This window comes from Sphingopyxis sp., assembly GCF_041916015.1.
Taxonomy (GTDB): Bacteria; Pseudomonadota; Alphaproteobacteria; order Sphingomonadales; family Sphingomonadaceae; genus Sphingopyxis.
In genome coordinates this window covers 1-22,541 of record NZ_JAYSAH010000003.1, presented here as the reverse complement: position 1 = coordinate 22,541, position 22,541 = coordinate 1, and the positions used below count along the sequence as shown (strand labels likewise).

At 64.3% G+C, this 22,541-nt stretch carries 17 protein-coding genes and 1 pseudogene; 6 read left to right on the top strand and 12 right to left on the bottom strand.

Annotation, left to right across the window (positions count from 1 at the left end; all coding sequences use genetic code 11):
* Positions 1–19 precede the first annotated feature (19 nt).
* Positions 20–1,366, bottom strand: a complete 1,347-nt coding sequence (locus ACE3SL_RS00230) for a hypothetical protein (RefSeq protein ID WP_374523751.1) — start codon at positions 1,364–1,366, stop codon at positions 20–22.
* A gap of 190 nt (positions 1,367–1,556) precedes the next feature.
* The gene (locus tag ACE3SL_RS00225) at positions 1,557–2,000 is read right to left on the bottom strand and encodes a hypothetical protein (RefSeq protein ID WP_374523750.1); all 444 of its coding nucleotides are present in this window, start codon (positions 1,998–2,000) and stop codon (positions 1,557–1,559) included.
* A gap of 613 nt (positions 2,001–2,613) precedes the next feature.
* Between ACE3SL_RS00225 and ACE3SL_RS00220 the strand changes: the two genes are divergently transcribed.
* From ACE3SL_RS00220 to ACE3SL_RS00200, 5 genes are all read left to right on the top strand, one after another.
* The gene (locus tag ACE3SL_RS00220; protein ID WP_374523749.1) at positions 2,614–3,147 is read left to right on the top strand and encodes a hypothetical protein; all 534 of its coding nucleotides are present in this window, start codon (positions 2,614–2,616) and stop codon (positions 3,145–3,147) included.
* Positions 3,148–3,294: 147 nt separating this feature from the next.
* Complete coding sequence (locus ACE3SL_RS00215) at positions 3,295–4,056, top strand: hypothetical protein (RefSeq protein ID WP_374523748.1); 762 nt, start codon at positions 3,295–3,297, stop codon at positions 4,054–4,056.
* 138 nt (positions 4,057–4,194) lie between these two features.
* Entirely contained in the window at positions 4,195–4,959 is a 765-nt protein-coding gene (locus ACE3SL_RS00210; protein ID WP_374523747.1) for a molecular chaperone, read from the top strand.
* A complete protein-coding gene (locus ACE3SL_RS00205) occupies positions 4,956–7,577 on the top strand; it encodes a hypothetical protein (protein ID WP_374523746.1) in 2,622 nt (873 codons plus the stop codon). Before ACE3SL_RS00210 ends, ACE3SL_RS00205 begins: the two co-directional genes overlap by 4 nt.
* A 6-nt stretch (positions 7,578–7,583) precedes the next feature.
* The gene (locus ACE3SL_RS00200) at positions 7,584–8,498 is read left to right on the top strand and encodes a hypothetical protein (RefSeq protein WP_374523745.1); all 915 of its coding nucleotides are present in this window, start codon (positions 7,584–7,586) and stop codon (positions 8,496–8,498) included.
* Between the two features lie 118 nt (positions 8,499–8,616).
* On the opposite strand, the gene ACE3SL_RS00195 is transcribed toward ACE3SL_RS00200, so the two are convergent.
* From ACE3SL_RS00195 to ACE3SL_RS00150, 10 genes are all read right to left on the bottom strand, one after another.
* Positions 8,617–8,997, bottom strand: a complete 381-nt coding sequence (locus tag ACE3SL_RS00195) for an OsmC family protein (protein WP_374523744.1) — start codon at positions 8,995–8,997, stop codon at positions 8,617–8,619.
* A gap of 94 nt (positions 8,998–9,091) precedes the next feature.
* Positions 9,092–10,396 (bottom strand): sugar MFS transporter, encoded by a 1,305-nt coding sequence (locus ACE3SL_RS00190; protein ID WP_374523743.1) that lies wholly within the window; start codon positions 10,394–10,396, stop codon positions 9,092–9,094.
* Positions 10,397–10,445: 49 nt separating this feature from the next.
* The gene (locus tag ACE3SL_RS00185) at positions 10,446–12,923 is read right to left on the bottom strand and encodes a glycoside hydrolase family 3 N-terminal domain-containing protein (protein ID WP_374523742.1); all 2,478 of its coding nucleotides are present in this window, start codon (positions 12,921–12,923) and stop codon (positions 10,446–10,448) included.
* A gap of 92 nt (positions 12,924–13,015) precedes the next feature.
* Positions 13,016–14,218 (bottom strand): MFS transporter, encoded by a 1,203-nt coding sequence (locus ACE3SL_RS00180; protein ID WP_374523741.1) that lies wholly within the window; start codon positions 14,216–14,218, stop codon positions 13,016–13,018.
* Entirely contained in the window at positions 14,211–15,266 is a 1,056-nt protein-coding gene (locus tag ACE3SL_RS00175; protein WP_374523740.1) for a LacI family DNA-binding transcriptional regulator, read from the bottom strand. Before ACE3SL_RS00175 ends, ACE3SL_RS00180 begins: the two co-directional genes overlap by 8 nt.
* Before the next feature lie 103 nt (positions 15,267–15,369).
* Positions 15,370–16,866 carry a tryptophan halogenase family protein gene (locus ACE3SL_RS00170; protein WP_374523739.1) on the bottom strand — a complete coding sequence of 499 codons (1,497 nt, stop codon included), beginning with the start codon at positions 16,864–16,866 and terminating at the stop codon, positions 15,370–15,372.
* Positions 16,863–17,897 (bottom strand): cupin-like domain-containing protein, encoded by a 1,035-nt coding sequence (locus ACE3SL_RS00165; protein WP_374523738.1) that lies wholly within the window; start codon positions 17,895–17,897, stop codon positions 16,863–16,865. The genes ACE3SL_RS00170 and ACE3SL_RS00165 overlap by 4 nt, the downstream gene beginning before the upstream one ends.
* The gene (locus ACE3SL_RS00160; protein WP_374523737.1) at positions 17,890–18,615 is read right to left on the bottom strand and encodes a SapC family protein; all 726 of its coding nucleotides are present in this window, start codon (positions 18,613–18,615) and stop codon (positions 17,890–17,892) included. Before ACE3SL_RS00160 ends, ACE3SL_RS00165 begins: the two co-directional genes overlap by 8 nt.
* Before the next feature lie 131 nt (positions 18,616–18,746).
* On the bottom strand, positions 18,747–21,761 hold the full coding sequence (locus ACE3SL_RS00155; RefSeq protein WP_374523736.1) for a TonB-dependent receptor: 3,015 nt from the start codon (positions 21,759–21,761) through the stop codon (positions 18,747–18,749).
* Positions 21,762–22,067: 306 nt separating this feature from the next.
* Positions 22,068–22,412, bottom strand: coding sequence for a fibronectin type III-like domain-contianing protein (locus ACE3SL_RS00150; RefSeq protein WP_374523735.1), 345 nt, complete (start codon positions 22,410–22,412; stop codon positions 22,068–22,070).
* On the opposite strand from ACE3SL_RS00150, the pseudogene ACE3SL_RS00145 reads away from it, so the two are divergent.
* Positions 22,403–22,541, top strand: a pseudogene (locus ACE3SL_RS00145) (ATP-binding protein); the annotation flags it as partial. The gene ACE3SL_RS00150 and the pseudogene ACE3SL_RS00145 sit on opposite strands and share 10 nt — an antisense overlap.

The following is a 22,541-nucleotide window of genomic DNA, read 5'->3' as shown; positions in this document are numbered from 1 at the left end:
TTGTCTGTTACGCAGACTCTCAAGCGCCGGTGATCGGAACCGCTTTTTTGGCGAGCCGCGCGACGAGCGCCGCGTCATCCGCCGCCTTCGCGACGATGCCGATATGGCCGCCGGGCATCGCGCGCGCGATCAGCACGACGAACTCGGCATCGCCCGCCTCATGTTCGAGGATCAGCGCCGGCTGCGCGCGGCGCAATGCATCGAGGCCATCGCCTCCGGCATCCGCCGCCGCGCCTTCGGGCTTGCGGCGGGTACGCGCGTCCTTGACGAGGCCCTTGAGCCCGCCCGGATAGCGATCAAGATAGGCGGAAAGCTCGCCCCGCGCGACGCCCTCTTCCTTCGCATGCCCCAAAACACAGGCATATTCAGCGAGGCGCGTCTTGTCGTACCCCGAGCCGAAGACCAGCTTGACGACCGGCGTCATCGGCGCGCGGTCCTGCGCCTTCAGCCCGGCGTCGGCGAGCAGTTCGGCGAAGGCGTCGGGCTGCGCCTCGGCGGCGAGCGCAAAGTCCCACGCCTTGCCGACCGCCTGATAGAGCGCGCTGCGGCTGCGGCTGTCGGCGGCGAGCGCACGGTCGGCGGTTTCGCGCGCCAGCGCGAGCCAGTCGGCGAGTTCGGCATCGGCGCCCGGATCGGCCGGCGCAGCCTTCTCCGCAAGGGAATCGTCCCCCGCATTCTGTGTCGCATCAGCGGCGTCGTCAAACGCGGCAAAGCCCGGAGCGACGTCGGCCCGGACCTCCTCGTCGATATGCTCCGAGTCGGGGCCGTCGGCCCACACCGGCACCGGGGCGGTAAGCGGCGCGGCGCTGCGCAGCGCCTGTTCGACCGAAAGCTGCAGCTCGCCTGCTTCGTCGGCGGGAAGGGCTTCCTTCCAGTTGATGACGCCCATGATGAAATCGATCGTGTCGTCGTCGGACGAAAAGGGCAGCAGAATGCCGCGATACATGATCGTCACGCCGCGATCGTTGACGAACTCGGCCTCGAAACCGATCGGCGCGCGGTTGGCGATGATCTGCAGATAATGGTCGGTCAGCCGCGACAGCAGCGAGCGGCCGGGAATCTGGTTGATATAGTGGACCTCGTCGTCGATCTCGGATTCGGCGCGCAGCCGGTCGCCGATCCAGGAGAGGCCGGGATTCTCGATCCCTGCAGTGAAATCGAGCAGCACCGAATGGGGCCCGAAGTCGGCGTTTTCGAGATCGAGATCCTCGACCGACGGATAGGAGCGGTCGGCGAGCAGCGACGCCCAATAATTATAGGCCCGGACCTGCATGCGCCGTTCATCGACACCGACCGCCGGGGGCGCGTCGATCGCGCCATCATCCTGGTCGTGGCTGCCCGAAAGCAGTCCGCGCATGCTGTCCATCACCTGTCCCCAAACGCAAACATCGGCGAACGATATGCACCGTGAGTGGTAAAGGCGGCGTAAACGATGGCGCCGCCGGTCTTCCGGATATAGCCTTGCACCGACCGGCACCGGAGACGAAAAAGGGCGGGAGAGCCCCTCTCCCGCCCGAACATCTCTTCGCCGCGCGAAAGGGCGCGGTATGGATCGCTCAGCTGACCTGGACCGCCAGATTGAAGCTCGATGCGTCGAATCCGCCGGCGCCGGGCGTGATCGCCAGGTCGCGCGTCTGGATTTTGGGGCCCAGGGCGCCCGGAACAATCGCTTGCCCCGACCCGTCGAGTATGATGCTTTCGGCGCCCACGCTGACGACCGCGCCGCGCAAGCTGCCTGCGCTGTAATTGAGAAGGATTTGGTAGCCGTTCGGCGCGTTGCAATATTCGCGCAGCATCCCCAGACGCGCCGTGCCGTCGGCAGAAACGCTTGGCGCGGCTTCGAAACGAAGCGAGCAGGCCACTGGCACGAACGCTTGCAGATTATAGCCGATCGATTCGGCCTTCGCTCCACCGGCGGTCAGCGCGAGACCACAGGCGGCGGTGAGGGCGGCAATTTTCGCTTTCATCGTCGTTACGCCTACATGCTTGTCGATTGGCATGTTCTGGCAGCAAGAGATGAAACCATGGTGCGCAGCCGTGGTTAACGGCGGAAAAACCCTATTCGGGTTCTCGCCCGGTTCGTCGGTCAGGGGTGATTGTCGCGGCGGGCGCCGTGGCTAAAGACCAGGGATGCTCCACCTATTTGAGCGATCTTTCCTGTATCCGGGGAGCATCCGCCCCCTCTTCTTCACCGCAGGGCGCGAGTTGGACAGGTCCATCCTCATGACCGTCTTGCGCTGTGAAGCCCTGTGCCGTGGCGAAGCCGTCGATCCTTCACAACAAATAAAGCCCCGCCTGATGCTCAGCTTAAGTTTTGTTTATAGACTGTTTCATATCTGGACGATCCGCAACTCCGAACAGGAAATCCGCCGTCGCAATTAACCCTCAAGCCCTGAAGGAATCCGCGACAAATCCTGTCTTTCTGGCGCTTTGGGTCCGCCAGATTCTGTCTCCCGGGTCATTTTAAGGGTTCCTTTCTGATTTAACAGCCGTATTAAATTTCTCTTAACGGAAGGGGGAGTGAGTCGGGTCGCGGCTCTCTCGCGGCATGGAAGTGCCCAAGGCTGCGCTCGCAGCTCGTAAGCCGTTCAGTTTTTTTTGGGGGGGGGTGATATGCGCCTGATGCTTCTTGCGCTCATGGCGACCGGCATTACGGCCTCCGCTTCCGCGGCCGAGGCCGCAAAGGCCGATGCGCAATCCATCGACATCTCGGTCAACGGGTCGATCCGCGAACATTGCGCGATGGGACAGATTCCCGACGTTGACTTCGGCAATCTCGAACGCCGGGGTCTGGCTTTCCAAACGCAGGTGGCGTTCGATTGCAACCGCCCCTTCACGATGACGATCAAGGGTGCGACGGGCGCCCTCACGCACACCGCCATGCCGAACGGCCAGGGCCCCTATGGCGGCAGGTTGCCCTATGATCTGTCGGTACAGATGCCGGTGCGTTTCCCCGCGTCGCAGACGATCAGCAAGACTTTCAACAGCCGCCAGCTTCAGGCCGGCGGCGTGATTTCCAGCAACGGCGGCATCGCGACCGACGGCATGATGCTGGCGATCGAGCTGGGGCAGCCGACCGGCGAAGCCGGGATGCTGCTGGCGGGCGATTATTCGGAGACGATCACGATCACGGTCGCGCCGATGTGAAGAATTCGCTCGCGGGGACGATATCCGCGAGCGGTGTACAGGCCGCCGGGGTGGCACCGACCCCGCCGGTTCTCCGACCAGCCGGTGCAAACGAATGGCCGCCTTCTCGCAAGAGGGGCGCGGCCCGAAACATAGGGAAGAAGGTTTATGAAGAAGATTCTCACTGGCGCCGTTGCCGCCATCGCGCTTGCCGGCGCCGCTTCGCCGGCGGCCGCACAGACGCATGAAAACCACTATGCTGGCGCTCTGGTCGTCGGCACCGCGACCAACCCGACGCCTGGCCTGTTCACGACGGTTCCGGCAAATATCGGCGTGCTTGCGGGCGTCGGCACGCGCTACACTGCCGACACCATTGCCACCGGCGACGTCGGCGGCGCCGCTGGCAACGTCAGCGTTGCCTTCCACCTGTCGGGTACGGTGAACAAGGACTGCTCCTTCTATGCCGGCAATGGCGGCAATGCGCAGAATCTCGACTTCGGCACGATCGGTGTTCGCACCGGCAACAACGTCAACGTCAACGACGCGTTCGACATGGTCGCAGATGCTACCGCCGTCGTCACCTCGGCGACCGCCGGTTGCAACTTCAAGAACGACGTCAAGATCACCAAGGACAATATCGCCGGCATGGTGAACACGGCGACCGGTCTCGACTACGACAACAGCCAGTTCCAGGCGAACATTCCGTACCGTGTCGATGCTGCGTGGACCGGCGTTGATGTCGGCGAAGGCAGCGCCCCGGGCCATCTCCGGACGCTGTCGGTTGCAACCAATGCCGTCAGCGGCACGAAGGCCCAGGGCGCCTGGCGTTCGGGCATGGTTCTCACCTTCTATGCTCCGGCCGCTGACAAGGCGCTGGTCGCAGGCGAATATGAAGGCACCACCACGCTGACGCTCACCGCCGCGCTCTAAGTCGCATGCGGTAGAATTAGAGAAAGGGGGAAGAGCGATCTTTCCCCTTTCTTTATAATTAAATGTGATTACCCGCGTTTCGCAGGGGGGATGGGACTCATGGCTATAATATCTGCGCTCACGCGCCAGTGGCGAGCTATGCTCGCGATCGCAGCGGCCATTTTCATGCTCGTGCCTGTGGCATCGGCCATGCGCGTCTCGCCCATGGTGCTCGAAATCGAATCGCGCGGCACCAACGCTTCGGCGCGGATCGAAGTCCAAAATCTCAACAAAGGCAATCTGCCGTTCCAGGTCCGCATCTTGCAGATTCAGTTCGGCAAGGACGGCAATATGACGGAAACGCCGGCCGACGATAAGTTTCTGGTTTTTCCGCCGCAGGGCGCTTTGCCGCCGGGGGGGCGTCAAGTAATCCGCCTTCAATGGGTAGGCGACGCCGAAATCGCAACATCGCAAGCCTTTTATGTCGCGGTCGAACAATTGCCGGTGCCGCTCGACCCGGTCGCAAAGGATGGTTTGGGTGCGCAGGTGCAGGTGCTCTACAACATGCGCGCGCTGCTAGTCGTCGCGCCGCCCGATTCGAAACCCGATGTCAGCCCAGCTTCGGTGCGTCAGGTGAATTATCAGCCTCCGGCTCTGCCCGGAGCGGCTGAATCGCTATCGATGCAGGACGGCGTAGAGGTCACATTGCGCAACGAAGGCCGTCGTCATGCGATGATGTCGAATTTCGGCTGGCGGCTCGAAGGCAAGGATCGCGACGGCAAATATTTGCGCGTCGATGTGTCGCCGGACGAGTTGATCAAGGCCATCGGCACCGGCTATGTTCCGCCGCTCGGCGAACGGACCTTCCGCCTTCCGGTTCCGGGCTTCGGACCGGAACCCGTCAAGCTGACTTTTATTCAGTGAAAACCTCGGGGCTCCTTTGTTCCGCAGCGCTGTCTGCGGTCTGGACGGCCAACGCGGCCGCCCAAGTCTCGATTCCGCTGCCACAAAAGCCGCCCGCGGCAGAAGCGCAAACGCCCGTTCCGCTTCCCGGCATGCCCATTCCGCCGTTTGGTTCAACGCCGACGCCTTCTCCCGCACCGGTGCCGCAGATACCGATCGGCGCGCACGGCCGGCCCGACATCAATCCGTATGACCGCGACATCGACATGACGGCGCCGCTGACATTTCAGAACAAATCGTTGGGCGACATTCCGATGCGGCTGACCGCCGACGATCGTTTCCTGCTCGATGCAGCCGTTTTCATGAAGCTGATGAAACCGGTATTGAACGACGAAGCCCAAGCCTCACTCGCGGGACGCTTACAAGGATTGGAGAATTTCGGACCCGATGATCTCGATCGGACCGGAGTACAACTGACTTATGATCCGAGCACGCTCGCGGTCGTGGTGGTGGAAGTAGACGCCGAACAGCGCGCGATTGAGAATCTTTTCGCCCCGCCGCGCGACGATCTCAATGATATTTCTTTGCAGCCGGCAAGTTTCTCGGCGTTCCTGAACCTCGGCGTCTTGGAAACCTATGTTTGGGAATCCAGCGATCATGCTCCGCCGACGGTCAATTTCGACGGTGCCATAAGGTTCGGCCGCTTTGTCTTCGAGGGCGATGCGCAGGTAGGTCAGCGTTTTGGATTAGCCAATAGCCAGTATAAATTCACTCGCAACTATGCACGGCTTGTCTATGACGAGCCTGAGGATTACCGCCGCTGGTTCGCGGGCGATCTCGATACCGAAACGCGCGGCTTTCAATCCTATGTTCAGATGGGCGGCATCGGCGTTCTGCGGCAGCGCCGCCGTTTCAACGCGTTCCGCTCGGCGGTCCTGCAAGCCGACCGTCAGCTCATTCTGCAACGCGACTCCACCGTGCGCTTCCTGCGCAATGGAACCTTGTATCGCGAATTGCGCCTGCAGCCGGGCCGCTATGATTTCAGTTCGCTACCGCTGATTGCGGGAAGCAACGACATTCAGATCCAGGTCACCGACAATAGCGGCGCGGTACAAAATCTCTCGTATCAGCAATATCTCGATCCGATCGACCTCGACCCGGGCGACTTCGAATATGCGGCGTATCTTGGTCCTATTAGCCGGACCTTCGGTGGCGCGCCCGATTATCGCGGCACGGTTGCTTTCAGCGGCTTTTTCCGCAAGGCCTTCTTCAATGCTCCCGCCGTTGGCATAGGCTTTCAGGCGAGCAAAGACGTTCAGACCCTAACCGGCCAAACCCAGTTCGTACTTCCCAACGGCGGGCGCTTGCTTCTCGATGCCGGCGCCAGTCACGCGAAATCCGTAGGTGGCGGTTTTGCGGGCGGCGTCAGCTATGAACATTTTTTCGATCGCGGAAATAACTCCGATACACTGACGGTCCGTGCAGATTACTATTCTCCGCGTTTCTCTACCTTGAGCAACATTGACGCGATCAATTCGTCGGCCTTGACGCTCTCGGCACAATATACGCGGATGTTCAGCGAAAAATTTATGGTGTCGACCAATGCGTCCTACATTCAGGGTCGCAACGGTAACGGAAGAACATATCGCGTGGGTTCGACCGCCTATTATCGGTTCGATCGCAAATGGACGCTGCGCGGCGGAATCGACTATGCGCGTTTTCCTGCCAACTTTTCCACGGGCAGAGGTGTCAGCTTTAACATCGGCATTGTCTTCCAGCCCGATTATCGCAGGCGGGCGGAAGCGCGTTTCGAAAGCCGCGATCACCTGACGGAACTGTCGTACAATCAAAGCAGTCAGAATCTGCTGGATAGCGTCGGCTTCGGCGGCGTTGCCGCTTATGAGGATGGGCAGGTCCGCGGGCAGGGCTATGCGACCTATTCGGCCAATCGCTTCGATGCATCGTTCAGCCATGCGACGTTCGGACCAAATTTCTCGCGCTTTGCCGACGTCAACGCAACCACGGTTCGGCTCGGCACCACCATCGCTTACGCCGACGGGGTGGTCGGGATCGGTCGCCGCATCAACGACAGCTTCATGCTGCTCAAGCCCTATGACAATCTCGGCAAACGCAGCGTGGTAGTCGGGCAATCGCTGGCGAAGGACGACTATATCGCCCGCAGCGGCGCACTGGGCGCCGCAGTCGATAATTTCCTCGGCTCCTATGTCGCGCAATCGGTCCAATATGATGTAGAAAATGCACCGCCGGGCTACGACATCGGGACCGGCGTCATCCGCGTGAAGCCGCCCTACAAGAGCGGCTATGTCGCGCGGATCGGCACCGATGCATTCGCCACCGCCATGGGAACGCTCGAACTGCCCGGCGGAAAGCCGGTTTCGCTGATCGGCGGTCGCGTCACCCTGCTCGACATTCGCGCGGGCGACGCGCCCAAGCCCATTCCCTTCTTTACCAATTCGGTCGGGCGCTTCGCCGTGCCCAGCCTGATACCGGGACGCCGCTATCTGGTGGAAACCTATGGGCCGAACGGGACGATCGACAAGTCGTTCGAATTTTCCGTCCCGACCGACACCGACGGTCTTGTGAAACTGGGGACCGTACTCCCCGGTTCGAAGAATTAGGAGGCCATGATGCTTCGCAAAGCCCTGTTTCTTGTCGCGGCGATGACCGCGGCCCCCGCATTTGGCCAGACCGCGGCACCTCAGGCGATTCGTACCGATTGCCTCGTACGCATGAGCGCCGTGCCCGCGGCATGGATGATCCGGGGATACGATCCCTTCGGCACAGAAATTCCGCAGGCGACGTTCAACGTCACGTTTATCAACGATGGCGGCTCCGAATGCCGCTTCGTGCCCCTTTTCGAGCTGTCCCAGCCGCCCTTCGGGCTGTCGAAGGGCACGGGCAAGCCAATCGACTATGCGCTTGTCAATCTAACCGACGCGCAAGACATCACACCGCGTGCCGGGCGCTCGTTGCGCACGCCGTCGCTTCGCGAGCTTGTGCTCGCTCCGAATGAATCAAAGACATTGCTCTACAAATTGGTCGCGGACCCCGATGATGTACGCGAAGCAGGCACGTTCACGCAGGACGTCATGATCGAAGCGCAGGATCGCAGCTTCCGGTCCCTGGGTGGCACGCGCATCGTGCTGGGGCTCGAAGTCCTGCCATCGGCGCGCATTGGACTTGCAGGCGCCTATTCGATGAACAAGGGGCAGGCCCTCGTCGATCTGGGCGAACTGCGTACCGGCGCCGCTCCGGTGCCGCTCCAATTGCGCGTGAGTAGCACGGGTTCCTACGATCTTCAGGTCACCTCGGCAAATTCGGGCAAATTGCGCCTTGGATCCACGGAATGGGTGGTTCCTTATTCGGTTTCCATTGGAGAAAGAACGGTCAACCTTGTCAGCCCGAGCCAATTGTCCGGGCCAAATGGCGCCGGATACCATCGGGATTCGTTGCCGATACAATTCATGATTGGAGACGTGAGCAACCGGCGCGCGGGCACATATAGCGACGTAATTTCGATTTCCGTTACAGCACGCTAACCCGTCGTTGCCGCCGCTTTCCTTCTTTGCCAGCGGCACCATGAGGAAACGGCCGGACATCCAGGGTTGACCGGCACACTGGCCGTTTCGGTAGCGGCCTATGGACGCGCGTCGCGCTTCACCCCAATCGCGTGTCGATCGGCAGGCCGTTCTTCAACGTCAGCGTCACCGGGGTGCGCTCGGCGATGTCGGCGAGCCGTGCTTTCTGGTCCTCGTCGAGCCCGGCGATGGTCAGCGTCCGCGCGATGCGACGCTCCTCGACGCCGTGCAGGCGCAGCCCGACCTCGAGCGATTCCATCGGCCAGCCCTTGCGATCGGCATACATGCGGAGCGTGATCGCGGTGCAGGCGCCAAGGCTCGCGAGCAGCAGGTCATAGGGCGCGAAGCCCGCCCCCTGCCCGCCGAGCGCGGGCGGTTCGTCCGCGACGATCGCGCGGCCGCCAACCTCAATCTCGGTCCGATAGCGGTCCTGCCCGATCCGCGCGACCCCCTGTGCCATGACCTTGCTCCCTTGCTTTGCGCACCGTCCGGCGCTCCGCGCAGGGATGCGCCTTCAAGGCAAGCGATGCAAGGCGCGCCGGGCGCGTTTCGCCTCAGGCGGGATCGGGCGCGGGCCGCCGGGCGTAGACGCCGAAGGCCGCAATGATCGCGTAGCAGGCGGCGGGAAGCAGCAACGCAAGCCCGAGGTGGCCGGTCAGGTCGGCCAGCGCGCCGGTCGCGAGCGGGACGACCGCGCCGCCGAAGATGGCGACGTTGATGATCCCCGATCCGTCGGCAGCGCGCGGTCCGAGCTTTTCCGACGCGAGGCTGAAAATCGTCGGGAACATGATCGCGTTCATCAACCCGATCGCGAGCAGGCTATAGCCCGACAACGCGCCGGTCGTGTTGACCGAAACGAGGATCAGCAGGATCGCGCCAAGCGCAACGCCGGCGAGCAGCTTGCCCGGACTGACGACGCGCATCACCGCCGACCCGATGAAACGGCCGAGCATCGCGCCGCCCCAATAGAGGCCGATCAGCTTGCCCGCGGCCTGTTCCTCCAGCCCCATGACATGCGCCTGCTTGAGGTAACTGACGATGAGCGAACCAATCGACACCTCGGCACCGACATAGAGGAAAATGCAGAGCGCGCCGAAGCCGAAGCGCGGCCGCTTCAGCAGGTCGAAACCGGCCAGCCCGGCGCTGGCTTCGTGCTTCTCGCCCTTAAGTCGCCCCCGGAACAGCCACACCGCGGCGGCCACGACGGCGAGCGCCGCGGCGATGCCGAGATAGCCGTGGACGATCGCCTGGCTCTCGGCGGTGCGATAGGCGTCGAGCTCGGCGCCCGAAAGCTGGTCGGCGCTGACCTTGGCCAGGCCGCCGAGGATGAGCGCCGACCCAGCGATCGGAAAGATCGTCGTGCCGAGCGAGTTGAACGCCTGTGCAAAGGTCAACCGGCTGTGCGCGGTCTCGGGCTTGCCGAGCAGCGAGATCAGCGGATTGGCGACGACCTGGACGATCACCACCCCGCTCGCGAGCACGAACAACGCGAAGAGGAACAGGCCATAGGTGGCGGTCCGCGAGGCGGGGATGAACAGCAGGCAGCCGACCATCATCGTCAGCAGCCCCGCCACCGCGCCGCGCATATAGCCGATCTTCTTGACCAGCTTCGCCCCCGGAATGCCGATCAGCAAATAGGCGGTGAAGAAGCAGAATTGCACCAGCATCGCCTGCGTATAGTTCAGCGTGAACAGCTCTTTCAGTTTCGGAATGATCACGTCGTTCAGCGAGGTGATGCCGCCGAAGATGAAGAACAGCCCCATCACGAACAGGCGCAGTTCGGGCGCGTCGACATGCGTCCCGCCGCCGGTTGCCGCGGCCGGGTCGCCGCCAGGCCCAATATCCGGCGCCAAAGCCATCGCGTCTCTCCCCTTTATCCTGTTCTATGCTGGCCCTTTGCGGGTCTGGTCATTTTGCCGCGGGCGGACAAGCCAGATTTTCGCCGACGGCCTCGACATTCGTATTCACCAGCGTCACCGCCAGCCCCTTGTCGCCACTGATCGTTACGGGCGCATCGACGCGGGTCAGATCGGCGCCCGCGTCGGCGAAGCAGCGCAGCGGGATCCTGATCGTCGATACCTTGCCCGCAGGTGCGGCCCCCACGAGCGCGCTCAGGTCGGCGCGCGCGCTCCCGAACGCCAGCGTCGCCGGACCCGCTGCGTCGATCCGCCAGTCGATCCTGAGCGCGAAGCTGTTACCCAGCTGGCGCGTCATGTCGGCATTGGGCCCCGACAGGCGAAACGAGGCGGGGCCGCTCCACACGAAGCTCTTCCCATCCTCCTGCGCCGCGACATCGACCGAGCGCGTCCTGAGCAGGCCATAGCTGCTGTCGAGCGGTCCCGATTCGACCTGCCGCGACCCGCCGGCATCGACGACCGACAGCGTCCACGGCGCCCGCGCGCGACCGCCCGAAAAGAAATTCTCGACATTCAGCATGCCCGCAACGTCGATGCCGGGCTTTTCGGAGAGCAAGGGCACTTTGGTCCTGTCACCATAGGCAAGGCCATAGCCCACCTCGAACTGCGGCTTTTCGACCGGCGAGCGCGCGTCGGCAGGCCAGGCGAAGGGCAGCTTGCCGGTGAAGCCGCGCGCGGTCTTGCCATCCTTGCCCGCGACGAGCACGTCGGCGACACCATCGCCCTGCGACCCCGGAAGCCATGCGGCAACGAAGGCGTCGGCGGCGTTGATCTCGGGATTGGTGAACATCGGCCGCCCCGACAGGAACACCGCGACGACCGGGATGCCTGCCGCCTTCAGCTTCTTCAGGACGCCGAGATCCTTCGCCTCGGCGGGCTGATAGTCGAGCGTCGGGACGTCGCCCTGAAACTCGGCATAGGGATGTTCGCCGAACACGACGACCGCGACGTCGGGCTTTTCCTTGTAGACGCCATCGTCGGACAGCGTCGCGATACCGCCCGCGTCGCGCACCGCCCGGTCCATCGCCTCCCAGATCGTCTGGCCGTTCGGGAAGTCTGCGTGCGTCACGTCGGTGCCCTGCCAGCTGATCGTCCAGCCGCCCGATTGCATCGCCATGCTGTTCGCGCCGGGTCCGGTGATCAGGACGCGCGCGCCGGGCTTGATCGGCAGTACGCTGCCATTGTTCTTGAGGAGCACGAGCGACTTCGCGACCGCCTCGCGTGCGATCGCCAGATGCCCGGGCGCTCCGACGGCTGCGACGTCGCCGCGGTCGACATGCTCGATGTCGAACAGGCCGAGCTTGTATTTGACGCGGAGGATGCGGCGCACCGCATCGTCCAGCCGCGCCGCCGGGATCGTTCCGTCCTTCGCCTGTCTGACCGTGGTCTCGTACAGACCCTTCCAGCTGTCGGGGGCCATGAACATGTCGAGCCCGGCGTTGATCGAGCGGGCGCAATCGGTGATGCTGCACCCCGCGACCTGCCCATGCCCGTTCCAGTCGCCGACGACGAAGCCCTCGAAGCCCATCTTGCCCTTGAGCGCGCCGGTCAGCAGGCCCTTGTTGCCGTGGTTCTTGACGCCGTTCCAGCTCGAGAAGCTGGCCATCACGGTCAGCGCCCCGGCGTCGATCGCGGCGGGATAGCCCTGCGCATGCTTCGCGATCAGTTCGGCCTCGCCGATCCGGGCGTCGCCTTGGTCCTTCCCCTCGAAAGTCCCGCCGTCGGCGAGATAATGCTTTGCGGTCGCGGCGACGTGCGTACTATCGACCGGGCGCCCCTGGGCGAGCGCGCCCTGCAAGCCGAGCACCATCGCTTTCGCATATTCGGCGACGAGCTTCGGATCGGATGCATAGCCTTCGTAGCTGCGGCCCCAGCGCAGGTCCTGCGGCACCGCGAGCGTCGGGGCGAAGGTCCATTCGATGCCGCTGCCCGCGATCTCCGCCGCGGTCACTTGCCCGATACGCCGGATAAGGTCGGGGTCGTGCGCGGCACCGAGGCCGATATTGTGCGGGAACAGCGTCGCGCCGGGGATATTGTTGTGGCCATGGACGGCATCGACCCCGAAAATGATCGGGATCGCGACGCCATTGGCCTGCGGCTGCAGCGACGCGGCGCGGAATTCGCCGACCAGCTTCGCCCAATCTTCCGCGCTCGATCGCTCGTTGCCGTTCGGGCCGCTGTTGCCGCCCGCGAGGATCGACCCAAGCGGCCAGGTTTCGAGATCCCTGGGCGTGATCGTGCTGATATCGGCCTGGACGAGCTGGCCGACCTTTTGCTCGATCGTCATCTTCGCGATCAGCGCGTCGATCCGCGCTTCGGTCGCGGCGTCGGTGATCGCGGCGGGACTTTTCGCGGCGGGCCAGAGATCGGGATGGACGGTTGCCGGACCGGACGCGGGGCTGTCCGCCATCGCGCCGCCGGCGGTGTCCGCCAGCAGCAGCGCCGTCGCCAGAGCCATCGCCTTCCGCATCGTCTCTCCCATCCTCATTTTATGTGAACGTTATCAATTTCCTCTCGCACAGCCCCGTCGCGAAATCAAGCATCCTGTTCGGCGGAAAAAAATCAGGCCGTGTGCGGCATCGTGACAAGCAGCACGACCGCCGCCCCCGCCAGCGCGGCGAGCAGCAGGAACAGCACGCCGAAACCGAAGCCCGGGACCAGAGAGATCGTCAGCCACGGCATGATCAGCGACGGGATCGTGTTGGTCAGGTTGAAGAAGCCGAGATCGCGGCCGCGATGCTCGGCGCGCGGCAGGACGCGCAGCGTCTGCGCGGCATGGAGCGACAGGAAAGCGGTCGTCGCAATGCCGAAGACCAGATAGGCCGCCTTCGCCGAGGCCGGATCGCGCGCGATCGCCATGCCGACGAGGCCCGCGCTCGTCACGATCGCAGCCGCGGCGAGCGGCACGAACGGCCGGTCATGGCGGTCGGCCCAGCGTCCTGCGAAAAGGGCAACGGGGACCGCGATGGTCAGCGCGAGGCTGAACAGCCCGGCCTTCGCGCTGTCCCCCATCGCCGGGTCGATCGAACGAAACCAGAAATAGAGATAGGCGAACAGCGCCGCCTCGGCGATCTGGACGAGCAGTCGGGCGAGCCACATCCGCACCGCGGGCTGGACCGCGCGGACCGGCGGACAGGGGCCGGCCTCATCGGCGCGCATCAGGTCCGGAAAGGGAGGCACCCGCCCGAACAGCAGCAGGGGCAGGATCGCCGCCGCGACGAGCAGCGCAATCGCGGCAAGCCGCTGATCGAGCGACCCGAGCTCCGGCAAGGTGACGAGCGCGCCCGACCAGGCGCCGAGCGCGGGCGAGAAGGCGAGCAGGCCGCCGAGCAGCCCTTTCTGTTCGTCGGGCACGACATCGCCTGCCCACGCCGCCAAGGGCCCGAGGATCATGTTGAGCGCGAACTGCCACGCGATCAGGGTCAGGATCAGCGCGGCCATATCCTCCGCGCGCGGCACCAGGAGCAGCAGCGCGCAGGCGAGCGCCAGCCCCACCGCCACCCATGGCCGCCGGCTCCGCGTCCGGTCGCTGAGCCAGCCGAACAGGATGCCGCCCAAACTCGCGGCGAGCGCACCGAAAAAGGTCAGATAGCCGAGCCATTCGACATCGCGCGCGCCGCCGAGCTCGGCGACGCGCGCGGGCAGCAGCAGGGTCAGGAAGGGCACATAGGCGATCGCGCCGCCCGCCGCGGCGAGCGCATAGAGCAAAAGGAAGCGCATCGACTGGCGACGCGGCGGCGCGCCGCCAGCCACGCCCTCAACCACCGGGGGGCGCCGCTGTCGATCCGCGTTCGATCAGACCGCCGCCGACCACCGTCGGCGCGTCGGGCAATTTCTCGCCGCGCTGTGCCGCGATGATCAGTTCGACCGCGCGCGCAACCGTCGCCGCCACCGGCTGGTCGACCGCGGTCAGCGGCGGCTGGGCGAAATGGACGATCGGCGTGTTGTCGAAGCTGACGAGCGACAGGTCGCGCGGCACCTCGAGCCCGAGCTCGCGCGCGATCTCGAGCGTCGCGAGCGACATCTGGTCGTTGCTCGCGATGATCGCGGTCGGCGGGGTCGCGCCGCCAAGCAACGCCCGCGCCGCGGCTTCGCCCGAAGCATAGCTGAAATCGCCCTCGGCGAGTAGGCCGTCGGCCGGGAGTCCCGCCGCCGCCATCGCGGCCTTCCAGCCGTCGATCCGCCAATGGCTGAGGTCATATTCGACCGATCCCGATATGAAGCCGATGCGCCGGTGGCCAAGCCCGATCAGATGCCGCGCGGCGCGCGCCGCCGATCCTTCGTCGTCCATCGTCAGCGCGATCCCCGCCTCGCCGCCGTGCGAGCCGATGCGCGCGAAGGGAATCTTCTGCGCATGGAGCAGGTTCACGATCAGCGGATTGTCCGAGTGCGGCGGAGTCAGGATGACCCCGTCGGGCTGCAGCGCCGCGATCGTCGCGCGCAGCTCGCGCTCGACATGGTCGCTGTGCGTGTCGACGAGCTCGAAGATCATCCGATAGCCATATTCGGCGCATTTCAGCATGCCGCCGAACAGCATCTGATCGACCCAGTCGGTGCCCTGCCGCGCCTTCCAGTCTGCGATCGTCCGTTCGCGATCATTGATCGCGAGGATCAGATAGGATCGCGACCCGCTCATCCGCTGCGCCGCGATCGACGGGACATAGCCGAGCTTGTCGATCGACGCCTGCACCCGTTCCTTCATTTCGGGACGGACGTTGGGCTCGTTGTTGATGACACGGCTGACCGTCTGCAGCGACACCCCCGCGTCGGCCGCCACATGCTTGATCGTCACCGATTGCCGCCGCCGCCCCATCAGTCCGTTCCGTTCCCCACAACTTCACATGACGCCCTGCTAGCGCCGTCACCCCGGCATTGCCAGTCGGGAAGCCGCTCGATTCCTGTCTTTCCCGGCACGATCACGCCGCCTGCGGTTCGCTGGCACCGCAATAGCGCGCGACATAGGCCTGATGCTCGGGCAGCGTCGCGGCGGTGCGCGCGATCGTGTCGCGCAGCCCCGCCATGAAGCGTTCGAGCTCGTCGTCGGACAGCTTCCCGGCGATCGGGTGCCAGCTTTGCGGCTCGACCCCCTGCCCCATCATCACCTGCACCCAGCTGTTTTCGGCGAACAATTCCTCATTCTTGCGGAACGTGCGGCCGGTTTCGCGGAACAGCTCGATCTTCTGCTGCAGGCTGTCGGGGATCGGCATCGCCGCGACATGCCGCCAGAAGGGGCTGTCGCGGCGCTCGGTCGCCTTATAGTGCAGAATGACGAAATCGCGGATCTGTTCGATGTCCTGGCGCTGCTGCTCGTTGAACTCGATCGCGTCGCGCTCGCTGACGCGGCCGTTGGGCATCAGGCGGATGAAACGGAGGATCGCGCGCTGAATCAGGTGGACGGTCGTCGCCTCGAGCGGTTCGACGAAACCGCCGGCCAGCCCGACCGCGACACAGTTGCGATACCATTGCTTACGCCGCACCCCGCCGCGAAACTTGATGTCGAAGGGCTCGATCCGTGGCGTCCCGATGCTCGACATCAGCCGGTCATAGGCCGCGTCGCGCGACAAATAGCCGCTCGAATAGACGATGCCCGCGCCCATCCGATGCTGGAGCGGGATGCGCCATTGCCAGCCGGCGTCGTGCGCGATCGCCCGCGTATAGGGCATCGGCGGCCCCAAATGGTCCGACTGCACCGCGATCGCGCTGTCGTTCGGCAGCCAGTGCCCCCAATCCTCGAACCCGGCGTGGAGCGCTCCGTCGATCAGCAGCCCGCGAAAACCCGTGCAGTCGACGAACATGTCGCCCTCGACGCGCCGCTCGCCATCGAGCAGAAGCGCGGCGATATTCCCCGTCTCGCCATCGAGTTCGATCCGCCCGATCTTCCCTTCGACCCGCTTCGCACCATCAGCCTCGGCCAGTTTACGGAGGAACCGGCCATAGAGCGTCGCATCGACATGATAGGCGTAATTCATCCGGTCTTCGGGCAGATGCGCGAACTTGCCCTGCAACCCGGCGACGAGTTCGAGGCAATAGTCGTCATAGCTATGCGGATAACCCTTCGCCCGCGCGCGCAGCCAGAAATGCTGGAAGCCTGCCGACCAATGATCTTTTCCCGACAGGCCGAAGCTGTGGAAATAGCTGTGTCCGTCATATTTCCAATTGTCGAACAGGATGCCGAGCTTGAAGGTCGCCTGCGCCGCGCGCATGAAGTCGGGTTCGGGGATGCCGAGGATGCGGTTGAAATTGACGAGCGGCGGGATCGTCGATTCGCCGACCCCGATGGTGCCGATCGCCTCCGATTCGACGAGCGTCAAGTCGATCGTCCGGCCCATCGTCCGCGCGATCGCCGCGGCCATCATCCAGCCGGCGGTTCCCCCTCCAGCGATCACCACGCGGGTCGGCTTCGGCTCGTTCATCGGCTCAATGTCCTCAACAAAAAGGCGCGCAGCCGCCCCGCGCTTTCGGAGGTCAGCGGGGCGAGGATGCTGCGCGCGGCCTCGGGAATATGGTCGGTGACGCCGCTGCCGGCATCGAAGACATAATGGTCGAACAGGTCGCGCCAGATCGCGCGATCCTCCACCGGCAGATCGCGGATCGCGAGGATCGCGTGATTGAGCGCCTCCTGCGGCTGGCCGAGCCAGGCGGGAGCGCGCCGCCACCAGTAGTTGACGAGGATGTTGAAGTCCGCGAGCCCTTCGACATGGTGCCACCACATCGACGGGATGAAGATCGCGTCGCCGGGGTCGAGAAGCGCCGTCTGCGCATGCGCCATCGCCTCGACGAAGCGCGGATACGCGGCGAGGTCGGGCGCGGCGAAATCGACCATGCTCACCGCGCGCCCGGCGGGCGTATTGTCGATCGGCCCCAGATAGAGGTTGCGGAACTGATCGGGCGGAAACAGCGTGAAGCGGCGGCGCCCGACCGCGCAGCAGGCGAGATTGTCGGGATAGTCGTTGTGCGCGGCGATCCGCGTCCGCGTCCCGATCCAGATGCTCTTCAGCGGGTCGCGCGCGCCGAGATCGACCGGATTCGCTTCGTCGAGTCCGTCGAAATGCGCCGGTATGTCGATCGAGCCCAGATAAACGGTGCGGATGTCGCCGAGTGCCTCGCCCTTGTCGATCCCCGCGAAGATGTCGGCGAGCTTGCCGGTGCCGCTGCGGAAATTCATCGCCACGCCGTCGGCGTCGTAGAAGAGCCGTCCGTCGTGTCCCGGCGGGCCGATCGACACCATGAAGGCGCGGTCGCGCGCATGGTCCAGCAGATAACGCCGCGCCTCCCGCGCCGACACCTTGCCCGCCGCGACGAGCGGCCAGTCGGCGACGAAGCCGCGCAGCACGAAAGGCTCGCGCGCCTCATCGAGCAACGCATCGAGTCCGCCCGCGCCCCGCCAGTCGCGCTCGGGGACGCGCGCCAGGCGGTCGTAGATCGGCGTATCGCGGTCAGCCATCGCGCTGCCGGCGGTTCTTGCGATCGACGAGCGGCCTGATCTGCGCGAGCGAGGCGACCGCCATGAAGATCGGCATCAGATGTCCGGCCTCGTGCAGCCTGCCCGCCGCCGCGGCGTCGAGGGCGCGAAGGCGCGCCTCGCCGATGATGTGGAAGCCGACGAGCGAGCTTAACGATCCATCGTCCAGCGTGACCTCGAGCGTGAACGGCTCGAGCAGTTCATGCTCGGCAAGCGCGGCGAAGAAGGCCTCGCTCTCGCGATACCCCTCGTCGAGGTCGCCGAGCTTTTCGGCGATGTCCTCGAGGAAAGGCGTCGGCAGGCCGTCGGCATCGAACAGACGCTCGCCCGCATCCCTACCGGCGGCAGCGATCCGCGGGTGCGCGAGGTCGATGTGCACCTGCGCCGACGCCGCGCCATTCGCCGCCCGGCCGACGAGGAAGGGCTGGATCGCGAGCGACAGCGGACGATAGCCCGCATCCCAGCCGGCGGCACCCAAAAACAGATTCTCGCCGGTCTCGAAGCCGAGCAGCGCAACCGCGAAGAAACGCTCCTGTCCCGTCTCACGGCGGAAGAGGATCGGGAAATGACCCTGGACGCGTCGGAATTCGGCCGGAACGGTGAGCGCCGCCATAACCCCGTCGCCCAGATCGGCCCCCGCATCGACGCGCACGCGAAGGTCGCGGTGGGCCCTGCTGTCGAGGATCGCGTGGCTGGTCATCCCCTCTCTCTTTTCCTCATTTCGGACGTTGGGAACGTTCCTACGCCGCCCGCTGCGGCTCGTCACGCAAAAGAGCCGCACCCCGGAGGCGCGGCTCTCTCGCCGGCAGCAGCGGGGAGGGGGCGCCGCGCCTAGAAGTTAAAGCGGATGCCTGCGGCGTAGCGGGCAAAGCCCGGCGATACGAAGGTCACGTTATTCTTGCTTCGCATATGCGCGCGCCGTCCCTCGCCCGTCAGGTTGATCGCCTCGACGAAAGCCGTGAAACCCGGCATGAACTCGTAGCTCGCGCTGGCGTCGATCTGCCAATAGGCCTCGACATAGGTCGGGTTTGGCCCCGTCGATTGCAGGAACTTGTCGCGCCAGTTCCACGCAACACGCGCCTGCAGCCCGTTCTTGTCGTAATAGGCGACCGCATTGGCGCTGTCGGAAAGCCCGGTGAGCGCGAATTGCGGCACCGACGCCGGCTGGCTATTGTCGTAGACCGCGTCGCCGTTGACGATCGTATAATTGAGCAGGACGCCGAAACCCGTATCCCAGAAGGCGTGCTGGAGCGCGAACTCCCAGCCGTTGAGCGAGGCGGTCTGGTCGCTGTTGATCGGCTGCGTGATCTGGAAATTGAGCGCCGGATCGTCGGGAAGCGTATCGATCGTCCCGACGTACGTGCCGGGTCCGCCGCCGCTGATGTGAACCGAGTCCGGATAGTTGGCGAAGATATACTGGCGGATCTGCGCCACCGTCGCATTTTGCCCGAGCGCCGCGACCGCCGCATTCCAGCGCGGTCCGTTCACCGGCGTCCTCAGCCCGAACGCCTCGGTATCGACGCGGGTGGTCGAGATGAAGTTGCTGACGTCCTTGTGGAACCAGCCCACCGACACATAGCTGCCGGGCGCGTAATAATATTCGGCCGACAGGTCGATATTCTTCGACTTGTAGGGAACCAGCCCCGGATTGCCCTGCGCGCCCGTGCCGCCGCCGACGCGGAACAGCGTGTCGAGCGTGCGGCCGCCCTGCATATTGGCATAGTCGGCGCGGGTGATCGTGTGGCTGTACGACGCGCGCAGCTTGACATTGTCCAGCGGCGATACGTCGAGGTCGAAGGCGGGCAACCAATTCTCGTAGGAGCCCTTGAAGCGCGTGAAGGCGCTGTCGCCCGAGAAGATGATGTTGAGCTCGTTGTCGCCGACCCAGCGCGTCCCGGTCGGCACCGGCACCAGCGCCGCCGAGGAAATATCGGTCGCCTCGTAGCGGACCCCGGCGACGAAATGGGCGGGATTATCGAAGAGGTCGAACCTGGTCGCCACCTGCAGATAGGGCGCCAGCGTCTTTTCGGTGATGCGCCGGTCGGTGTTGTAGGCCGCGATACAGGTGCCGGGGATTGCCTGCGCGCCCGTCTGCGGATTGCTGCACGTCCCGTAGAGACCCTCGATCAGATCGGCCATCCGCTCGAAATCGAACTTGTAGAAGCTCTGGATCATTCCGGATTGGGCGAGTCCGGGGAATTTGTCGGGCAGCGTCTCGAGCTCGAAAATATCGTCGGGGATGTCGGATGCGGGGCCCGCACCGCCCCAGGTGTCGTTCTGGATCGTGCCGAATGCCGAGCGGACCTTGTTCTCGACATAGGAGACGCCGAAATCGATGCTGTCGAGGAAGCCGCCCTCGTGATCGTAGCGGCCGTGCAACTGCACCTGATTGATCTCGTCGCGGAAATAGGCGGCGCGGAAGGCATTGCCCGTCGGCTGGATCAGCGCCGCGTCGAGCGGATCGACGCCCGGATACATTGCGTATGAGATCACCGGCAGGTCGTTCTCGAAATTGACCGCCTGATTCTGGATGCCGAAGATCGCGTTGCCGACCGACATGCTCGACCCGAAGCGATTGACCGGCTTCACCGTCGCGGTCGAATGATGCGCGTCGAGGTCGATCGTGATCCCGTCGTCGCCCTTCCAGGTCAGGTTGAAACCCAGCGAGCGGTTTTCGGCGCGGTTGTCGGTAAGCCCGCCGCTGTACGACAGGTCCTTGCCGCTGTTCAGCGCCGTCTCGCTCGGCGGCGCGGCGGGGGCGGCGAAATGTTCGGAATAGAAGATCGGGCCCGCGACCGGACCATCGGTCCACGCGCTCGTCGTGTCTTCATGGTTGAACCAGATGCCGACATTGCTGTTGCGGGTCTGCACCGTGTTGCGCGAATAGGTGTAATCGAGCGTCGCGGTCAGCTGGTCGGTGGGCCGGAATTGCAAGACCGCCTGCCCGTTGATGCGTTCACGGTTGACGTCATTGAGGTCGTAGGATGCGTTCTGCGGCACCTGATAGACGTCGTCGGGCCCGGGACGGTTGGTGATGTTGGCGAAGCGCGGGTCGCCGGGAAAGGCCAGCCCGCCCCACATATTTTCCTCGGACCCCAGATAGCCGTCGCGCCAGCCGACATTGGCCTTGTTCTCGCTCGACTTGCGCTTCTGGTACGATCCGGTGATCAGGATGCCGATCGTGTCGTCGGCGAAGGTCGTGCTGAAGATGCCCGAGATTTCGGGCGTGATCGGATGCCCCTCGTTGCGCGAACTGTCATAGACGCCCTTGACCGACAGGCTGCCGTACATACCCGGCTTGTCGAGCGGACGCGGGGTGCGGATGTTGATCGTCGAGCCGATGCCGCCCGATTCGATCGTCGCGCGTCCGCTCTTGTAGACCTCGACCGCGGCGATGCCTTCGGACGCGAGATTGGCGAAATCGAACGAGCGCGACGAGGGCGCGCTGCCGCCGTCGCCGATGATCGCGGTCGGCATCTGGCGGCCGTTCAGCGTGACGAGGTTGAATTCGGGGCCGAAGCCGCGGACCGTGACGGTCGAACCTTCGCCGTTCGAGCGGTCGATCGAGACGCCGGTGATGCGCTGGAGCGATTCGGCGAGGTTGGTGTCGGGGAATTTGCCGATGTCTTCGGACGAGATGGCATCGACCACGCCCTGCGCGTCGCGCTTGATCGCGGTGGCGGACTCAAGGCTCGCGCGGATGCCGGTCACGACGATCTCGTCGCCGGGGCTCACGCCGTCCGCCGGCGCCTCCTGCGCCATTGCGGCCCCGGCCGCGCCCATCAGCGACAGCGCCGACGTGCCGACCAGCAATTTGGCGAGCCAAAGCCTGTGCGAAGCCTGCATCCCATATCCTCCCGTTGAACCGTTCTGTTGACGGCATTGGCAATGTGAACGTTCACCTAAATGATAACGTTCTCTTTGTCAATTCGCCCGACCGAGCGCGCGACACCGGAGCGCTGCGACTGAACCACCATCGGACCGCCGCCGTCAAGGGTGGGAGATCCGGTCGGATAATATATTTAAATAGTTGAATTAAATATATTATTATAAAATCAGAAGGCGCATTCCATCGATTGGCGGCCGCGCTTCGCGCACCTGGCGGAACGCGCTCTGATTACGAATGCAAAGCCACGGCAGCGATGATTTCGATCAGGAAAATCTGCGGAACCCCGGCTGTAATGATGTCGATACCCTGCCACGATCGCCGCCAACGATGAAACGCCCCTCCAGCAAGGTTTCCGAACTGCCGCCGATCAGGATCGTGAATGTTCCGGCTTCGACTGCGGGAGCCAGATTTGCATCGAGCAGCTCGAAATCGCTGCCCCCCAAGGTAAAGCGAACATATTTCCGCTCGCCGGGTGCCAGCGCGATACGGGTGAAACGCTTGAGAGCCTTTACGGGGCGCGTCGTGCTGGCAACATCGTCGCGCAGATAGAGCTGGACGACTTCCTCGACCGGATGCCGCCCTTCGTTCGCGATCCAGAATGGTGACACGCCTCGAAGAGGAGACCCGGATCGGCAAGGGCGGGACCCTGGCGGCGCAGCTGTCGCGGCTCGACCTGGTGGTGCTCGACGAGCTTGGATATCTGCCGTTCGCACGCTCGGGAGGACAGTTGCTGTTCC

Excerpts from the sequence above, each read along its gene's own strand:
- ACE3SL_RS00230 (WP_374523751.1), bottom strand. The coding sequence starts at position 1,366 with ATGGACAGCATGCGCGGACTGCTTTCGGGCAGCCACGACCAGGATGAT.
- ACE3SL_RS00175 (WP_374523740.1), bottom strand. The coding sequence starts at position 15,266 with ATGGGGCGGCGGCGGCAATCGGTGACGATCAAGCATGTGGCGGCCGAC.
- ACE3SL_RS00210 (WP_374523747.1), top strand. The coding sequence starts at position 4,195 with ATGCTCGCGATCGCAGCGGCCATTTTCATGCTCGTGCCTGTGGCATCG.
- ACE3SL_RS00155 (WP_374523736.1), bottom strand. The coding sequence starts at position 21,761 with ATGCAGGCTTCGCACAGGCTTTGGCTCGCCAAATTGCTGGTCGGCACG.
- ACE3SL_RS00165 (WP_374523738.1), bottom strand. The coding sequence starts at position 17,897 with ATGGCTGACCGCGATACGCCGATCTACGACCGCCTGGCGCGCGTCCCC.
- ACE3SL_RS00185 (WP_374523742.1), bottom strand. The coding sequence starts at position 12,923 with ATGCGGAAGGCGATGGCTCTGGCGACGGCGCTGCTGCTGGCGGACACC.
- ACE3SL_RS00170 (WP_374523739.1), bottom strand. The coding sequence starts at position 16,866 with ATGAACGAGCCGAAGCCGACCCGCGTGGTGATCGCTGGAGGGGGAACC.
- ACE3SL_RS00195 (WP_374523744.1), bottom strand. The coding sequence starts at position 8,997 with ATGGCACAGGGGGTCGCGCGGATCGGGCAGGACCGCTATCGGACCGAG.
- ACE3SL_RS00220 (WP_374523749.1), top strand. The coding sequence starts at position 2,614 with ATGCGCCTGATGCTTCTTGCGCTCATGGCGACCGGCATTACGGCCTCC.
- ACE3SL_RS00190 (WP_374523743.1), bottom strand. The coding sequence starts at position 10,396 with ATGGCTTTGGCGCCGGATATTGGGCCTGGCGGCGACCCGGCCGCGGCA.
- ACE3SL_RS00200 (WP_374523745.1), top strand. The coding sequence starts at position 7,584 with ATGATGCTTCGCAAAGCCCTGTTTCTTGTCGCGGCGATGACCGCGGCC.
- ACE3SL_RS00160 (WP_374523737.1), bottom strand. The coding sequence starts at position 18,615 with ATGACCAGCCACGCGATCCTCGACAGCAGGGCCCACCGCGACCTTCGC.
- ACE3SL_RS00215 (WP_374523748.1), top strand. The coding sequence starts at position 3,295 with ATGAAGAAGATTCTCACTGGCGCCGTTGCCGCCATCGCGCTTGCCGGC.
- ACE3SL_RS00225 (WP_374523750.1), bottom strand. The coding sequence starts at position 2,000 with ATGCCAATCGACAAGCATGTAGGCGTAACGACGATGAAAGCGAAAATT.